This is a genomic window from Acetobacter farinalis (assembly GCF_011516935.1).
Taxonomy (GTDB): Bacteria; Pseudomonadota; Alphaproteobacteria; order Acetobacterales; family Acetobacteraceae; genus Acetobacter; species Acetobacter farinalis.
Genome location: NZ_WOTF01000012.1, coordinates 26,379 through 39,693 on the forward strand (window position 1 = coordinate 26,379; position 13,315 = coordinate 39,693).

Annotated in this window: 16 protein-coding genes; 7 read left to right on the forward strand and 9 right to left on the reverse strand. The window is 62.7% G+C overall.

The genetic code is table 11. The features are described from left to right. The gene (locus GOB82_RS09615; RefSeq protein WP_166122510.1) at nucleotides 1-819 is read left to right on the forward strand and encodes a hypothetical protein; all 819 of its coding nucleotides are present in this window, start codon (nucleotides 1-3) and stop codon (nucleotides 817-819) included. Between the two features lie 143 nt (nucleotides 820-962). Here the strand turns inward: GOB82_RS09615 and GOB82_RS09620 are convergent, their stop codons facing one another. The 3 genes from GOB82_RS09620 to GOB82_RS09630 are packed head-to-tail and all read right to left on the reverse strand — an operon-like array spanning nucleotide 963 to nucleotide 3,178. Continuing rightward, a complete protein-coding gene (locus tag GOB82_RS09620) occupies nucleotides 963-2,000 on the reverse strand; it encodes an asparaginase (protein ID WP_166122512.1) in 1,038 nt (345 codons plus the stop codon). 6 nt (nucleotides 2,001-2,006) lie between these two features. Beyond that, the gene (locus GOB82_RS09625) at nucleotides 2,007-2,606 is read right to left on the reverse strand and encodes a hypothetical protein (protein ID WP_166122514.1); all 600 of its coding nucleotides are present in this window, start codon (nucleotides 2,604-2,606) and stop codon (nucleotides 2,007-2,009) included. Further along, the gene (locus tag GOB82_RS09630; RefSeq protein ID WP_265794556.1) at nucleotides 2,603-3,178 is read right to left on the reverse strand and encodes a Fur family transcriptional regulator; all 576 of its coding nucleotides are present in this window, start codon (nucleotides 3,176-3,178) and stop codon (nucleotides 2,603-2,605) included. The genes GOB82_RS09625 and GOB82_RS09630 overlap by 4 nt, the downstream gene beginning before the upstream one ends. A gap of 196 nt (nucleotides 3,179-3,374) precedes the next feature. Between GOB82_RS09630 and GOB82_RS09635 the strand changes: the two genes are divergently transcribed. From GOB82_RS09635 to GOB82_RS09645, 3 genes are read left to right on the forward strand one after another with little or no spacing between them, the layout of a single operon-like run. Beyond that, nucleotides 3,375-4,268 carry a metal ABC transporter solute-binding protein, Zn/Mn family gene (locus GOB82_RS09635; protein WP_166122518.1) on the forward strand — a complete coding sequence of 298 codons (894 nt, stop codon included), beginning with the start codon at nucleotides 3,375-3,377 and terminating at the stop codon, nucleotides 4,266-4,268. Nucleotides 4,269-4,306: 38 nt separating this feature from the next. After that, nucleotides 4,307-5,116 (forward strand): metal ABC transporter ATP-binding protein, encoded by an 810-nt coding sequence (locus tag GOB82_RS09640; RefSeq protein ID WP_338078193.1) that lies wholly within the window; start codon nucleotides 4,307-4,309, stop codon nucleotides 5,114-5,116. Continuing rightward, nucleotides 5,109-5,903, forward strand: coding sequence for a metal ABC transporter permease (locus GOB82_RS09645; protein WP_166122520.1), 795 nt, complete (start codon nucleotides 5,109-5,111; stop codon nucleotides 5,901-5,903). Before GOB82_RS09640 ends, GOB82_RS09645 begins: the two co-directional genes overlap by 8 nt. Nucleotides 5,904-5,928: 25 nt before the next feature. Here GOB82_RS09645 and GOB82_RS13545 read toward each other — a convergent pair whose 3' ends face one another. Both GOB82_RS13545 and GOB82_RS09650 read right to left on the reverse strand, forming a co-directional pair. Continuing rightward, nucleotides 5,929-6,063 (reverse strand): hypothetical protein, encoded by a 135-nt coding sequence (locus GOB82_RS13545; RefSeq protein ID WP_265794551.1) that lies wholly within the window; start codon nucleotides 6,061-6,063, stop codon nucleotides 5,929-5,931. 19 nt (nucleotides 6,064-6,082) lie between these two features. Then, on the reverse strand, nucleotides 6,083-6,577 hold the full coding sequence (locus GOB82_RS09650; protein WP_166122522.1) for a flavin reductase: 495 nt from the start codon (nucleotides 6,575-6,577) through the stop codon (nucleotides 6,083-6,085). A gap of 62 nt (nucleotides 6,578-6,639) precedes the next feature. On the opposite strand from GOB82_RS09650, the gene GOB82_RS09655 reads away from it, so the two are divergent. Beyond that, nucleotides 6,640-7,674, forward strand: coding sequence for an enoyl-CoA hydratase/isomerase family protein (locus tag GOB82_RS09655; protein WP_166122524.1), 1,035 nt, complete (start codon nucleotides 6,640-6,642; stop codon nucleotides 7,672-7,674). Nucleotides 7,675-7,735: 61 nt separating this feature from the next. On the opposite strand, the gene GOB82_RS09660 is transcribed toward GOB82_RS09655, so the two are convergent. Together GOB82_RS09660 and GOB82_RS13550 are read right to left on the reverse strand one after the other, a co-directional pair. Beyond that, nucleotides 7,736-8,185 carry a hypothetical protein gene (locus GOB82_RS09660; RefSeq protein ID WP_166122526.1) on the reverse strand — a complete coding sequence of 150 codons (450 nt, stop codon included), beginning with the start codon at nucleotides 8,183-8,185 and terminating at the stop codon, nucleotides 7,736-7,738. A 79-nt stretch (nucleotides 8,186-8,264) separates the two neighbouring features. Further along, a complete protein-coding gene (locus tag GOB82_RS13550) occupies nucleotides 8,265-8,387 on the reverse strand; it encodes a hypothetical protein (RefSeq protein ID WP_265794550.1) in 123 nt (40 codons plus the stop codon). A 75-nt stretch (nucleotides 8,388-8,462) separates the two neighbouring features. On the opposite strand from GOB82_RS13550, the gene GOB82_RS13605 reads away from it, so the two are divergent. Further along, a complete protein-coding gene (locus GOB82_RS13605; RefSeq protein ID WP_166122529.1) occupies nucleotides 8,463-9,539 on the forward strand; it encodes a glycosyltransferase 61 family protein in 1,077 nt (358 codons plus the stop codon). Nucleotides 9,540-9,586: 47 nt separating this feature from the next. Here GOB82_RS13605 and GOB82_RS09670 read toward each other — a convergent pair whose 3' ends face one another. Beyond that, nucleotides 9,587-11,806, reverse strand: coding sequence for an FUSC family protein (locus tag GOB82_RS09670; protein ID WP_166122531.1), 2,220 nt, complete (start codon nucleotides 11,804-11,806; stop codon nucleotides 9,587-9,589). A gap of 21 nt (nucleotides 11,807-11,827) precedes the next feature. Then, nucleotides 11,828-12,352, reverse strand: coding sequence for a MarR family transcriptional regulator (locus GOB82_RS09675; RefSeq protein ID WP_166122561.1), 525 nt, complete (start codon nucleotides 12,350-12,352; stop codon nucleotides 11,828-11,830). 289 nt (nucleotides 12,353-12,641) lie between these two features. On the opposite strand from GOB82_RS09675, the gene GOB82_RS09680 reads away from it, so the two are divergent. Continuing rightward, nucleotides 12,642-13,310, forward strand: a complete 669-nt coding sequence (locus tag GOB82_RS09680) for a sorbitol dehydrogenase family protein (protein WP_242007319.1) — start codon at nucleotides 12,642-12,644, stop codon at nucleotides 13,308-13,310. Nucleotides 13,311-13,315: the final 5 nt, after the last annotated feature.

The following is a 13,315-nucleotide window of genomic DNA, read 5'->3' on the forward strand; positions in this document are numbered from 1 at the left end:
ATGATGCCAAAAATTTTCATTGCAACGCCCTGTTTCGGGGGTGTTGTCACACAGGTTTATATGCAGTCTGTTTTAGGGTGCCTTGCTACAGCGCAGGATTATAACCTGTCTTTTTCCCTGTGCATGATGGGGAATGATGCTCTGGTCTGCCGGGGACGCAACACCTTGCTTGACCAGTTCATGAATTTTAGTGACGCCACGCATATCCTGTTTGTGGATAACGATATCGGGTTTGCCCCGGATGCTCCGGCCCGGCTGGTTGCGGCGGGCAAGGATGTGGTGGCTGGCCTGTACCCGCTGAAAGAGCGGTATTGGGATGGCCTGACAACCGCGCAGATCGTGCGGGGGGAAGCCCCCGCCACCGCCTCGCTCCGCTATACGGGAGAGACGGAAAAGCTGCACGAAACACCCGCTACGGGCAACCCGCTGGTGAAAGCCGCTTTTGCGGGGGCAGGGTTTATGCTTATCACACGGGATGCCATCCGCCGGATGATGGCATTTTATCCGGAAACCCGTTACGCCCGCATGGAAGTTCCCACACAGTCTCTGGATGAAATGCTGGGGTGCCCGCCAGAGCGCCCGGATGAGGGAATGGGCGCACCCCACGCCCTGTTTGACTGCTCGATTGATGAGGAAACCCGCGCGTTCATGAGCGAGGATTTCACGTTCTGCAAACGCTGGCGCACCATGGGTGGGGAAATCTGGCTGGATACCTCATTGCTGCTCTCGCACACCGGCTCGGCTGTTTTCGCGGGGGATCCCACACAGCGTGTGGGCATTGCCCTGCCTGCTTCCGCACCAGCAGGGCAGGCGCGGTAGTCTTAAGCAGGCGCGGTGGCAGTCGCAGGCAGCGCGTAGCGGGCAGAGTGCCGGGGGGGGGCTCAGGTGGCATGCGGCTGGTCAGGCCACCTCTCGCCCGCAATAGCCTGCCAGCCGCCCGCAGTGGCGGGGAGGCGGACCGTTCAGGATGCGGCGTCGGGCAGTCTGTCTCCGGCCAGTTCCCGCGCGGCGCGCAGTTCGCCCACCACCAACCCGTTCCAGTTCTTCAGCGGGCGGCGCATGAAGTGGTTCAGCACGGGAGAGTCTTCTCCGCCAAAACGCGCAATCAGGGCCGCGGCTGCGGTTTCAGCCGCGCGCACGCCGCCATCCCGGCATTTGATGGCAATGCCCAGCCCCTTTTCGGGCAGGACGGCAATCATCACGCCTTCCGCACCCATTTTGGTCAGCACTCGCGGGGCCAGATCCTGCATGATGAGCGTATCGAACTGGTCTGTTCCCGCAATTATGAACGGGGCGGCGCTCATGGCGGCGCGCAGGCGTTCCGCGGCAAGGGCGCGTTCGGCCCCCAGCCCTGTGCCTGTGGCAAAGCGCGCATAGCCCAGCGCCAGGGCTGTGAGCGGAATGGCCCATGTGGGAATGGCGCAGCCATCTGTGCCCCGGTTGGCATCGTTATGCGCCACACCGGTTACATCAGCCAGTGTGCGCGCCATGGTTTGCATGATCGGGTGTTCGGGAAGGATGTAGTTGGCCGGGTCCTGCCCTGTGGCGCAGGAAAGGCAGACAAAGCCGGCATGTTTGCCCGAACAGCAGTTGTGCAGCGCATTGGCCTGCTCTCCTGTGGCGGCCAGTGCACGGCTGGCGCGGGTGTCCAGCGGCCAGTGTGTTCCGCATTCCAGAGCCCCGAGATCCCGCCCGGTGCGGGCGAGCATGTCCGTGGCAACAGCTACATGCTCCGGCTCCCCTTGATGAGAGGCACAGGCCAGTGCCAGTGCCTCCTGCGGCAGGGCGTATTTGTCCGCCGCCCCTTCAGTCAGCAGCGGCAGGGCCAGCAGGGCTTTCACGGTGGAACGCGGATAGAGAGGGGTTTCCACATCCCCCGTGGCAAACACGGTCTTTCCGGAGGCATCCATCACAACAGCCGCGCCATAATGGCGGGATTCCACCCGGCCTCCGCGTATGACCTCGGCCAGAAGCGTATCGCTGCGTGTGTGTTCTGTCATGGTGGTTTATGTATCCTGTTCCTGTCTGCTTCCGCTCAGCAGATAACACGGAGCGGAAAATTCTGCGCTGTGGTCCGGGTCTGGCTCCAGCAGGCCAGTCACCATGGTGCGGCGCAGGCGTAACACCACGGCGGGGGTGGAGAAAAGTCCTCCGGTGTCGTCAGCCTGTTTTGCCAGCCAGCCGCACACACCACCACGCTCGGCCAGAAGGAGAGGGGCGGCTTTACGCAGGGGCAGGCCGTGTTCCAGAAAATGGCTGGCGGTGTCTGGCTCCGTCACAAGGTAAAGCCAGCCATCCGGGGCGGCATGCGGAGCAAATTCTCTGGCCGGAACAGCGCAAAGCCGGAGTTCGTCCGTATCCAGATGGGTGCGGGGTGGGCGCGGGCGGGGCGGCAGGGGGCCGGAAAACAGGTCAGTCTGAAGCGGGTTTTCCGGTTCTTTGCGCCCCCTGTGGCGGGCCGGAGCAGCGCGTGGTGCGCGGGCGGACCGTGCCGGGGGAGACGCTTCGGCAGTCTGCTCGCGAGCCCGCTCACCGGGCGGCGCACCCAACAGGTCACACTGCGCAGGCAGGTGGCGCACAGGCGGACGGCCGCGGTTTTGGGTCATGAAGAGGCGGGATCGGCCTGTTTGTGGGCGGCTTTACGGGCGGGGCGTGCTTTGGCGGCGCAGTCGGCGCACAGGCCGATCACTTCAACAGAAGCCCCCTGCATGACAAAATTCTGGTCCCGGCAGATGTCACGCAAGGTGGACAGAACGCTGGATTCCGCAATTTCCGTCACCGCCTTGCAGGTGCGGCAGATCAGAAACTGCGCGGTATGCAGGCAGGTGTCATGATCATGCTCGTGGCAATGGTCGGGGTCATGGGCGGGGGCGTCCTGCATCAGGTGGGTGCAGGGCACAAAGGCGGAAAGTCGCTCAATCCGGTGGATCAGCCCATGTTCCAGCAGGAAATCCAGCGCCCGGTAGACTGTGGGCGGGGCCGGGCGGCGGTCTGGCGTTTTGATTTTTTCCAGAAGATCATAGGCGCCAACCGGTGTTTCAGCATCCAGAATCAGGCCAAGAATTTCGCGGCGCTGCTGTGTCATGCGGCCACCCAGACGCGCGCACAGGGCTTCGGCCCGCTCCAGCCTGATGAGCGTGGAGGGCGAAAATTCTGTCGGGTTCGTGCGGTCCGTCACAGTATGCGCGGCAGAAATCACAGTCAGTCTCCATTCCGGCCTTGGGAGCGCGCGCATCTTACCTGTGCCAGAGACTGAACGCAAAACAGACCAGCCCTCCGGGTTCTGGTCAAATGGCAAATGTTATAATATCACACTTGTCAGGCGTCCTGTCCTGCGCCTTTTCTTGAACAGCCGATCAATAAGGATCAGCCTGATGCGGTTTCCCACCTCCGTTCTACCCTGCCAGATGCTGGTCTGTCTGCTGCTGGCCTGCCTGTGGGGCGGGCACGCCGTGGCGGCTGATCTGCCTTCCGTGGTGGCGGCGGAAAATACGTGGGGGGATCTGGCCGCACAGGTGGTGGGGCCGGATATGCGTGTTATCTCCATTCTGAAGTCTCCGGTGGTGGACCCGCATCTGTATGAACCCACCCCGGCGGATGCCCGGCTGGTGGCGCAGGCCAGCCTGATTGTGGCCAATGGCGCGGGTTATGATGCCTGGCTGGACCGGCTGGTGCAGGCGCGGCGCGGGCCAGCGGTGCCGGTGGTGAAGGCTGATGGCTGGACGGGCTGGCATGAGGGCGATAATGCCCATCTGATGTATAGCCTGCCTGCCGTTGCGGCGTTTGTCGGGCGATTCACCGCTGCTTGTCAGGCTGTGGACCCCGCTCACGCCAGCGCCTATGCAGCGCGGAGCAGGGCAGTGCTGGCGGCTGTGCGGGGCGTGCGGGAGCAGACCGTGGTCCTGCGGGGGCTGGTGCAGGGTCAGCCTGTGGCGGCCACGGAGCCGGTTTTCACGCCGCTGGCGGATAGTCTTGGGTTGGTTATGAAGGAGCAGGTGTTTCAGGTGGCTGTGATGAATGATGTTGAACCTCCGGCTTCCTCTGTTGCGCTGTTTGATGAGGATATCCGCCAGCACAGGGTGCGGCTTGTGGCGTATAACGCGCAGGCGGACCGGCCTTCCGTGCAACGGCTGATTGCGCAGGCCCATGCCGCCGGCGTTCCGGTGGTGCCCGTGCTGGAGATCATGCCGCCAGACACGCACTGGCAGGACTGGATGCACACCACCCTGAAGCAGGTTGCCCAGGTGCTCGGCCAGACAATTCCATGACACGCGCTGGCCATGAACCGCACGGCATGACGCCCGCCGTGCCCGAGAGCATTCGCCTGCAGGATGTCACTCTGGCGCGCGGGGGGCGGGTGGTGCTCAGCCAGATCAGTCTGGCCATTCCGCAAGGCAGTTTTGTGGGGGTGCTCGGGGCGAACGGAGCGGGTAAAACTACCCTGTTCCATGCGCTGCTGGGGCTGGAGCCCCCGGTGCGGGGGGGCATGTGGGTCAATGGTCAGCCGGTGCGGCGGGGGAACAGCGCCGTGGGGTATATGCCGCAAATGCGCAAGCTGGTTGGCGGGCAGTTCAGCGGCTGGAGCATGGTAGCCACGGCCCTGCATGGGCAGCGCTGGGGCCTGCCCTGGTATGGCCGGGCTGGCCGTGCGGCGGTGGATGCCGCGCTGGCCGCGGTGGATGCGCAGGCACTGGCCCAAAGGCCCGTTGCCACCCTGTCCGGCGGAGAGCGCCAGCGGCTCCTGCTGGCGCAGACCCTGCTGGATGACCCCTCCGTGCTGCTGCTGGATGAACCTCTGGCCAGCCTAGATCCCGCCCGCATGCGTGAGACTGTGGAGCGTATTCATGCCCTTGCGCAGGCCCGCCGTATGACGGTGCTGATGTCCGCGCATGATATCAATCCACTGCTGGGTGTGATGGACCATGTGCTCTATCTGGCCCGTGGCAGGGCGCTGCTCGGCACGGAGGAGGAGGTGATCACCACGGACGCGCTGACAGCCTTGTATGGCGCGCCAGTGGATGTGGTGCGGGCCGGTGGCCGTGTGTTTGTGGTGGCGGAAGGGGGCGGTTCCGCCCTGCATATGCAGGACTGCGGAGGGTGCAGCGCCCATGCTTGAGTATGATTTCATGCGGACAGCCTTTCTGGCCGCGCTGCTGGTGGCGCTGGTGTGCGGCCCGGTGGGCTGGTTTCTGGTGCTGCGCGGGCAGACATTTGCCAGCCATGCCCTCTCCCATGTGGGGTTTGCGGGGGCCACGGGGGCGCTCATGTTCGGGCTTTCCCCCCTGACAGGTCTGGCCGGTGGCGCGCTGGGGGCTGGTATCCTGATGGGTCTGGCCGGAGAACGTGTGGCCGGGCGCGATGTGATGATCGGCCTTGTGCTTTCCGTTGCCATGGGGGTAGGGGCGCTGTTCCTGCACCTGCTCACCCGCTCGGCCAGCGCGGCCACGGCGCTGCTGTTTGGCGATATTCTGGGGATCAGCCCCGGAATGCTCGGTTGGCTGGCAGCGCTCTCTGCCGGGTGCCTGCTGGGGTTGGCCGTGCTGGCCCGCCCGCTCCTGTTCGCCACCCTGCAACCGGAAATGGCGGAGGCCAGAGGTGTGCGGCTTCAGGTGCTGGATGTGCTGTTTCTCGCCCTTGTGGCCATTGCCACGGCGGAATGTGCGCAGATTACCGGGGTGCTGCTGGTTTTTACACTGATGGTGGCGCCTGCCGCCACGGTGCTGCGGCTGAGTCTGCCGCCGCTGGGTGGTCTGGCGGCTGCGGCAGGGTTGGCGCTGGCAGAGGCATGGGGCGGGCTGATCCTGTCATGGGAGACAGATTACCCGACGTCTTTCTGGATTGCCCTGCTGGGGGGGGCCGGATTTATGCTTGTCGGGTTGGTTCAGCGCGCGCGGGGAGCGTAAGGGGAAAGCCCGGAGCGCTCTGGTTTTATTGCGGCAGAGACCAGTCCAGCCAGCCCCACAGCGCAATGAACACCGCCAGACAGATATGGATGATAATCAGCGCCCGGACAGTAATCACGGGTGCGTCGTCTTCATGTTCCATTTTCGGGCGGGGGGCCATGGTGAATGTCTGTTTCCTGTCAGGGCGCCGTATGGGGCAGGGCGTGATAGGCGCGATTGAAATACACAAGCCCGCCTGCCGTTTCATGGATGCGTAGCGCTTCTACCACCCCGAACAGCACACTATGTGTTCCTACTTCTACAATCTGGCTGATGCGGCAGTCAAACGTTACCACGGCCTCTTCCAGCACAGGCGCGCCGGTGGCCAGGGTGGTCCAGTGCCCCATGGCAAAGCGTTCCGCCATGGTATTGGGGGCCGCAAAATGGTTTGAAAGCGCCTGCTGCGCGGCGGAAAGCACGTTCACGCACAGTGGCCCGCCTTCCACAAACGCCAGCCGTGCGCGGCTGGCGCGGTTCAGGCAGACAAGAAGTGTGGGGGGAGTATCCGTGACGGAGCAAACTGCGGAGGCCGTAAACCCGATGGGGTCTTCACGCGTTCCGGTGGTAACAATATTCACAGCTGCGCCAAGTCTGGCCATGGCATCGCGGAAGGTACTGGTTTCCAGTGCCAACATCTGCTCTCCTCCTGAGTACATTCCAGACGCTGTGTTTTGTGCACGATTATATGAGGAAAGCAATGACTGAAGACCCTCTTTCAGGCACCCCGACAGTCAGGACAGAACGCCTCGGGCACATGGGCCGTATCCGGCTGGATCGCCCGGCCAAGCTGAATGCGGTCAATCTTGAGATGGCCGAAGGTGTGGCCCGCGTGCTGGCCCGCTGGCGGGATGACCCGGAGGTGAAGGTTCTGCTGCTGGACAGCACGAGCCCGCGTGCCTTTTGCGCAGGGGGAGACCTCCGCGCCCTGAGTGAGTTCATCAGCACGCATCAGCATGGTGTGGAAGCTGCTTATCAGGCGCTCGTGCGGACCTATGCCATCATGCAACAGATTGCGGCCTTTCCCACCCCCATTGTCTCCCTGCTGGACGGCATTGCCATGGGCGGTGGCATCGGGCTGGGCGGCCATGTGCCCTATCGCGTGGTGACGGAACGCTCCGTGGTCGCCATGCCGGAAACCAGCATTGGCTTCACCCCTGATGCCGGGGGATCATGGATTTTATCCCGTATGCCCGGTTTTTCCGGGCTCCGGCTGGCCCTGCTGGGGGAACGGATGGACGGGGTGGCCGCACTTCAGGCCGGGTTTGCAGACTATATGGTGCCTTCAGAGCGCCTGCCGGACCTTGTGGAGCGGCTGGCTGTGCAGCCGGTGGCTGAGGTGTTCGCCCCCTTCCCGCGCCAGCCGGAGGCCCCGCACCTGCACCCGCACCCGCTGGACGCGTGTTACAATGCGCCCGATCTGGCTCAGGTTCTGCGTAATCTGGAGGCGCACGGCAGTGAGGCCGCACGGCAGGACCTGCAAAACCTCGCGCAGCTCTGCCCGTTTTCTCTGGAAGTCACCTGGGCGGGATGGCACCGGGCGCGAACCCTCTCCTCTCTGGAGGCGGCGTTCGCGCAGGAAACCGCACTGGTCGGGCACCTCATCCGCCGTCCGGATTTTCGGGAAGGTGTGCGTGCCCGCCTGATTGATCGTGATAACACCCCCCACTGGCAGCCGGCCAGCATTGAGCAGGTCAATCCTGCGGAGGTGGCCCGCTGTTTTGAAGCGTTCTGATGTGAGGGTTTTCGGGCGAGAGCGTCTGTTTTGTGGCGCTCCGGCTCTTTAGTTATGTTAGTTATGGTGCGCCTGCTTCCGGCTGACCGCAGACTGTCCGCCAGGTGGCATAAAGGTCCGCCAGTTCCGGGTTAGGGCAGCGGCCTTCCCGTCGTCCGTATCGCTGGTAATGCAGGGCGCCGGAGGGATAATCCCCACGGCGGACAGCCGCTGCCACATCCGGGTTCTGGGCAAGATACCATTCTTCAGAAAACGAGGGCCCAGCCCCTTCGCGCTCTTCCCAGTAGCCCTGTGTGACATAATGGTGCTTGGCGGAGCAGATGGTTCCCGCCCGGAGGGCATCGGCCACATCCGGGTTGGTTTGCAAATATGTTTTTTCATCAAACGGCTGATGTTGCAGGTAGTGCGTGAGCAGAAACGCCAAAAGAGGATGCGGGGCAGGGCGTGCCTGCCCGGGCAGGGTGCCGGGAACAGAGGCAAGACTGTCTATCAGGCAGGAATATGGGATCATGGCCCATCGTACCATAAGTTAACAAAACCCTAAGAAAATTATGCGGGAGCACCCGGGTTTTCGTCAACCCGCACCGGCACTACGCATCGGGGGTTTCAAGGCGGGAGGTCAGGGTCTCTCCTGCTTCGGGGGAGGGGGAGAGCGTGAGGGCGGCTCCTGGTGTCCGGCAGAACGTGGCCACGGTCAGGGGCGTGTAAGGCAAGAACAGATGAAGTCCTGCAAAGAAGCTGTTAGACATCCCTAACCATTCGGGATGTGAGGGAAGGGGTTGTAACACGTGGATGTGGTGGATCTGCACGCCCTGCACAGGGTGCCGGTGGCCGAGGTCAGCTCTCCAGCGTATGAGCTGACCCCTCCGCGCGTGGTCAATCCGTCTGCTATTCCGCTCTCCATCATGCAGGCCATGCGGCATGGCTGGTTTGCCCGAACCCATGCCTCCCGGCCGGTCACGCTGACCAAAGTGTTTGATGTGTATGTCACCATGGAAGGGCTGGTGTTCACACAGGACAAAAAGCTGGTGAGGCAGAGCATTGCCCAGCATACGCCAGAGGAGTGCGCGCGGGGCCTTGCCGCGATCATGCAGACGGAACAGGCAGGGTCTGTTCAGGTTATTCGGCCTTCATCCCTGCTGCTGCGCAAGCGCGGAGAACATAATTACGGCCACTGGATGGTAGAACTTCTGCCAAAACTCTGGCTGGCGGAAGAGTATCTGCCGCTCTGCTCTCTTGTTGTGCCGCGTGTGTCCGGCAATTTTGCCCGCGTTCTGCGGGACAGTGTGGCCCTGAGCACATCCTTCCAGCCGCTGTTTTGTGAAATGGATGCGGCGGAGGTTCTGTTTTTCAAGGAACTGGTTCTGGTGGACGGGCTGACCGATCACGGCGTCTATATGTCTCCGCTGGTGTTTTCCCGCACGGAGGAGCTGCGGGCGCGCATACCCGGCACGCAGGTGCGGCGGCTGTATCTGACCCGCCGGGGCCGCTCCAGAACGGTGCGGAATGAGGACGCCCTGATGGCCTTCCTCCAGACACAGGGCTTCCTGTGCGTGGACCCCGCAGAACTGACATTTGCAGAGCAGGTCAAGCTTTTCAGAAATGCGGACTGTGTTGTCGGGGTCATGGGGGCAGCCATGACCAACATCATGTTCTGTGGCAAGGGCACCAAAGTCATCACTCTGGCTCCTGCCAGTATGCCGGACACGTTTTTCCATTTTATCGCTGGCCTGCGCGGGCTGGCGTATTACGAAATTCGTGGCCGGGTCCATGGTCCTGCGGAAGACTGGAACGCCCCGTTTGACATTGAAACGGACGATCTGGCCCGTGTTCTGGGCATTGCCCTGCCGCACGGCGCGGCCTGATGCCTGACCCTTCGAGCCCTGCACCCACCCCGTGTTTGCCTCCGGCCTTACCCGAACATCACGCTCCGGCGCGGAACGGCGGCGGAAACAGGGGCATCCGCACCGGGCATGTCCGGGCCAAGGTGCAGCGGGCCATGCCGATCGAAAAAACCCGGTGCTGATCGGATGATATAGGCCGCCTGTTCGAGGCAGGACACCGCGCGGTCCCGCGCCAGAGCGGTGGGGGCGCTGTCAGGAAGGGTGCTGATCCTGTAGGCCGCATGGCTCAGCCGGTCTGCCGTTTCCAGCGGGGCGCGATGCAGGAGGCGGAATGCTTCCAGAGCCTCCTGCAGAAGCGCATGCGCCTGTCTGTCACGCAGTGTGTGGCTGGCGTTCCAGCGCAGGCGCACAACCAGCCGCCCGAGCGAGAGAGCGGCAAAGGCGGCATCCGTATAGCCCTGCCGGTCCACGCTTTCTGTCAGGAAGGAAAAGCGCATCATCATGCGGGAGATTTTCTGAATCTGGAATCCTTCCCATGCCACCCACATGACCTCCCTTTTAGGGGATGCAAGAGCCAGACGCTGTACACTGCGCGTGAGAGAAGACACGAGCCGTGCCGCATCCAGCCGGTGGTTCGCGGGCAGGATCACCCGAAAGACCAGAACCAGCAGTACGCAGGCCACCGCCATGGTCAGCCAGTTATTGGTCAAGGTCAGGTCATCATAGGTGATGGGGTTATTCACGGCCAGCATCATGGTGAAAAACACCGCGTAGCCAAACGCCCCAATGCTGTAGCGCGGGTGGAACTGGAGCCACACACCGGGCAGCAGGAACAGGCAGAGTGTCAGCCACAGCAGGGGGTAGCCATCAATCTGCGGTAGCCCCACCACGTGGCACAGCATGCTGGAGGGGATGGCCAGAGCGGTGCCAAAGGCCATCATGGGGCTGGTTTTGGCGGCCGAGGGCGTGGTGGAAAGCAGGCTGGAGGCCGATACCACAAACAGCATCAGCATCGGGCCGCTGCTCCAGTGCAGCACGTACCACATCATGCCTGCCAGCAGCGCGATAAACATGCCCCGTGCCCCGTTCCGCAGTGCCATGGGCCATTCCAGATAGGGGCGCAGCGGTATGAGCACGCGGGTCGGGCGCTGGATAGTCAGGTCATGCAGGGCCTGATCAAGCTGCACCAGCACATCCCGCGTATTGTCCAGTGAGGCCAGAACCGAGGGGGAGGGAGACTGGTGTTCAAGCGCTTCCAGCTTGCGCAGAGTGTCGTGAATACAGGCTGAAACCGGTGCCGGGTTGTCCTGCCAGTCCGGCTTTTCCGTCAGGTCCAGAATGCGGGCCAGTGTTGTGGCCACTTCCCGGTGTACTGCGGAGGAGGCCCCGTTGGCCAGAGAGAGGTTCAGCCAGTAGGGGTGATACGTGACAATCAGCCCCGTCAGGCGGCTCAGGCCAATGCGCAGGCGCTTGACGCGGGCCTGCATGTCCCGGTCATCCGCGGCGGCATATTCAATGGCGGGGCCAAGTCCGGCCATGCGGGCCAGCAGGTGGCTGCGGCTGTCATACAGCGGCGGGGGCAGGGCGCGGAAGGAGGCTGTGCTTTCCAGCCGCTCCATCTGCTCTGCCGTGTGGTCCTGCGCATCAACCGGGGCGGTATGCTGGCTTTCCGCTGTGTAGAAAGAGAGCGCGTGGCGCACGGTCTCCCGAAAGACCTCCCCCAGCGCACCCAGCACCAGAGCCGGTTTGCGCGGAGATGTGAGCATGAACACGAAGGCGGTAGTCACAACCCCGGTGGTTACGGCGGAAAGCCGCCCCATGGCTGCCAGAAAAATATGCTCCGGGTTGGAAAAGGCCGGTGCGGCGACAATCACAATCGTATAGCCCACCAGCACGGCAGCATAGGCGCGGAACAGCCGCAGAAAGGTGGCCACCATGCAGGCCAGCCCCACAAAAGCGGAGAGTGCGGCAAAATACAGCACGGGAGACTGCATAAAGGCGGCCATGACTCCCACGCTGATGCCCGCGCCGAGCAGCGTGCCAATCACACGCCAGACACTTTTGGAAACCATGGCTCCCACTGTGGGGTTTGCCACAATCAGCACCGTGGTGGCCGCACTCATGGGAGATTGAAGCTGAAACATGAAGGCCAGAAAAAGAGCGATACCAATGCACAGGAAAACTCTGGCCGTATAGGCCGCGGTGCCCAGCATGGCGCGCCATTTTTCATCCTGCACAAAAATGGAGGGCAGCAGGCGGCCTATCTGATCTGAAAGGGTACGGAGCATGGTGCGGGCGGGTCCGGACTGTCAGGCGGGAAGGGTGTGTGCAACGGCCAGAAGAGCATCCATCCGGGTGAGGAGCGCCCGTGCGTCCTGCGTGCTCATGCCGGTTTTCATATGCTGTTCCACCTCGCCCGCAACAGAGTGAAACAGGGCGCAGGCCTCGCGGCCCGCCGGGGTCAGGCTCAGGCATTTGGCGCGGCGGTCCTGCGGGTCTGGAACGCGGGCAAGCAGCCCTTCCTTTTCCAGCAGGTCCAGCACGCGCACCAGCGCGGAGCAGTCTGTGTCCATCATGAGGGCCAGATCCCGCTGCGTGGTGCCTTCGGGCATCATCATCAGATACGCCAGAGGGCGCATGAGGGCCACCGTCATGCCGTGCGGGCGCAGGGCGCGTTCAAGCCGCGTGCGCCAGACAGCCGCCAGCCGCATGACACGAAACGTGAGCGCCATGGAACTGAAGGCGGAGTCATCCAGAGCGGGCAGGCCGGGGTGTGTCACCGGAAACTCCCTTTTTGTTAGGGTGGGAATATTTGACATGAAAAATATATTGATAGCAATATAACAGACGCATCCATGCGGTCAATATGGCGCTTTTTCGGGATGTTCGGAAAAAATACACATCATCTGGCTTAAAAATACACCCAAAAAAAGAGACCGGAGACAGGCCAGCGTTCAACACATCTCTGTGTTGTGGGGAATGTCGCGCAGTGTTCAATTTGATGCTGGAAGCGGCCTTGTTATATCATTATAGGCATAGGCCTTGATGAGATAATGAGGGGAACCACGGCTGTTCTGCCCGGTGGTTCGTCCGGCGTGTACGCCGCGCGAGAAAGGACTGACCATGAAGAAAGAGTGGCCCAAGGAAAACCCCTGCGTGCCGGCCAATTTGCATACTGTCTCGCCCAATGCCATGCGGTTGGCCCGCCTCCTGCGGATGTCCCGGCGCGATATGCTGCTGACAGGCATGGGCGCTGCCGTAACCGGTGCCGCCGCCAGCCTCTCTGGTGCGACTGCGGCGGAAACACACGCCACGTCTGCGCCAGATGCGGGTTCCATCCTCCACTCCGGGCCGGAAGCGGCGCAGTTCATGGCCGTGTCCCGCAAGCTGACGGACCGCCCCGCGCTGGACCTGCGGATCGGGAATGCCCTTCATGCCGGACTGGTGCAGGGCAACCCTGCACGCCAAGGGCAGATCAGCACGCTGCATGGCCTGATGGAAAAAGGGCAGTTCGCCAGTGCCGCAGAGTTTGCCGCCGCAGCGGAAAAGGCTGATCCGGCCCTGAAGGATGTGATTCATGACATCCTGACCGGCTGGTATCGTGGTGTGGCGGATGGCAAGGTGGTGGTGTACCGCTCCGCCCTGATGTTCGACATCACGAAGGATGCCGTCTACCCGAAAACCTATGCGGAAGGCGGCCCGTTTTACTGGACCAGCCAGCCACCCGAGGTGGCGCGCCCTACAGGGCACCCAGCTCTTTCACCCTCGAAATTCGTCGTAGAACCGACCTGAGAGCG

Bases quoted from the DNA above. Each gene is read 5' to 3' on its own strand.
- GOB82_RS09625 (WP_166122514.1), bottom strand. From the start codon at position 2,606: ATGACCCAAAACCGCGGCCGTCCGCCTGTGCGCCACCTGCCTGCGCAG.
- GOB82_RS09645 (WP_166122520.1), top strand. From the start codon at position 5,109: ATGCTTGAGTATGATTTCATGCGGACAGCCTTTCTGGCCGCGCTGCTG.
- GOB82_RS13545 (WP_265794551.1), bottom strand. From the start codon at position 6,063: ATGGCCCCCCGCCCGAAAATGGAACATGAAGACGACGCACCCGTGATT.
- GOB82_RS09680 (WP_242007319.1), top strand. From the start codon at position 12,642: ATGAAGAAAGAGTGGCCCAAGGAAAACCCCTGCGTGCCGGCCAATTTG.
- GOB82_RS09655 (WP_166122524.1), top strand. From the start codon at position 6,640: ATGACTGAAGACCCTCTTTCAGGCACCCCGACAGTCAGGACAGAACGC.
- GOB82_RS09635 (WP_166122518.1), top strand. From the start codon at position 3,375: ATGCGGTTTCCCACCTCCGTTCTACCCTGCCAGATGCTGGTCTGTCTG.
- GOB82_RS09615 (WP_166122510.1), top strand. From the start codon at position 1: ATGATGCCAAAAATTTTCATTGCAACGCCCTGTTTCGGGGGTGTTGTC.
- GOB82_RS09620 (WP_166122512.1), bottom strand. From the start codon at position 2,000: ATGACAGAACACACACGCAGCGATACGCTTCTGGCCGAGGTCATACGC.
- GOB82_RS09670 (WP_166122531.1), bottom strand. From the start codon at position 11,806: ATGCTCCGTACCCTTTCAGATCAGATAGGCCGCCTGCTGCCCTCCATT.
- GOB82_RS09650 (WP_166122522.1), bottom strand. From the start codon at position 6,577: ATGTTGGCACTGGAAACCAGTACCTTCCGCGATGCCATGGCCAGACTT.
- GOB82_RS09660 (WP_166122526.1), bottom strand. From the start codon at position 8,185: ATGATCCCATATTCCTGCCTGATAGACAGTCTTGCCTCTGTTCCCGGC.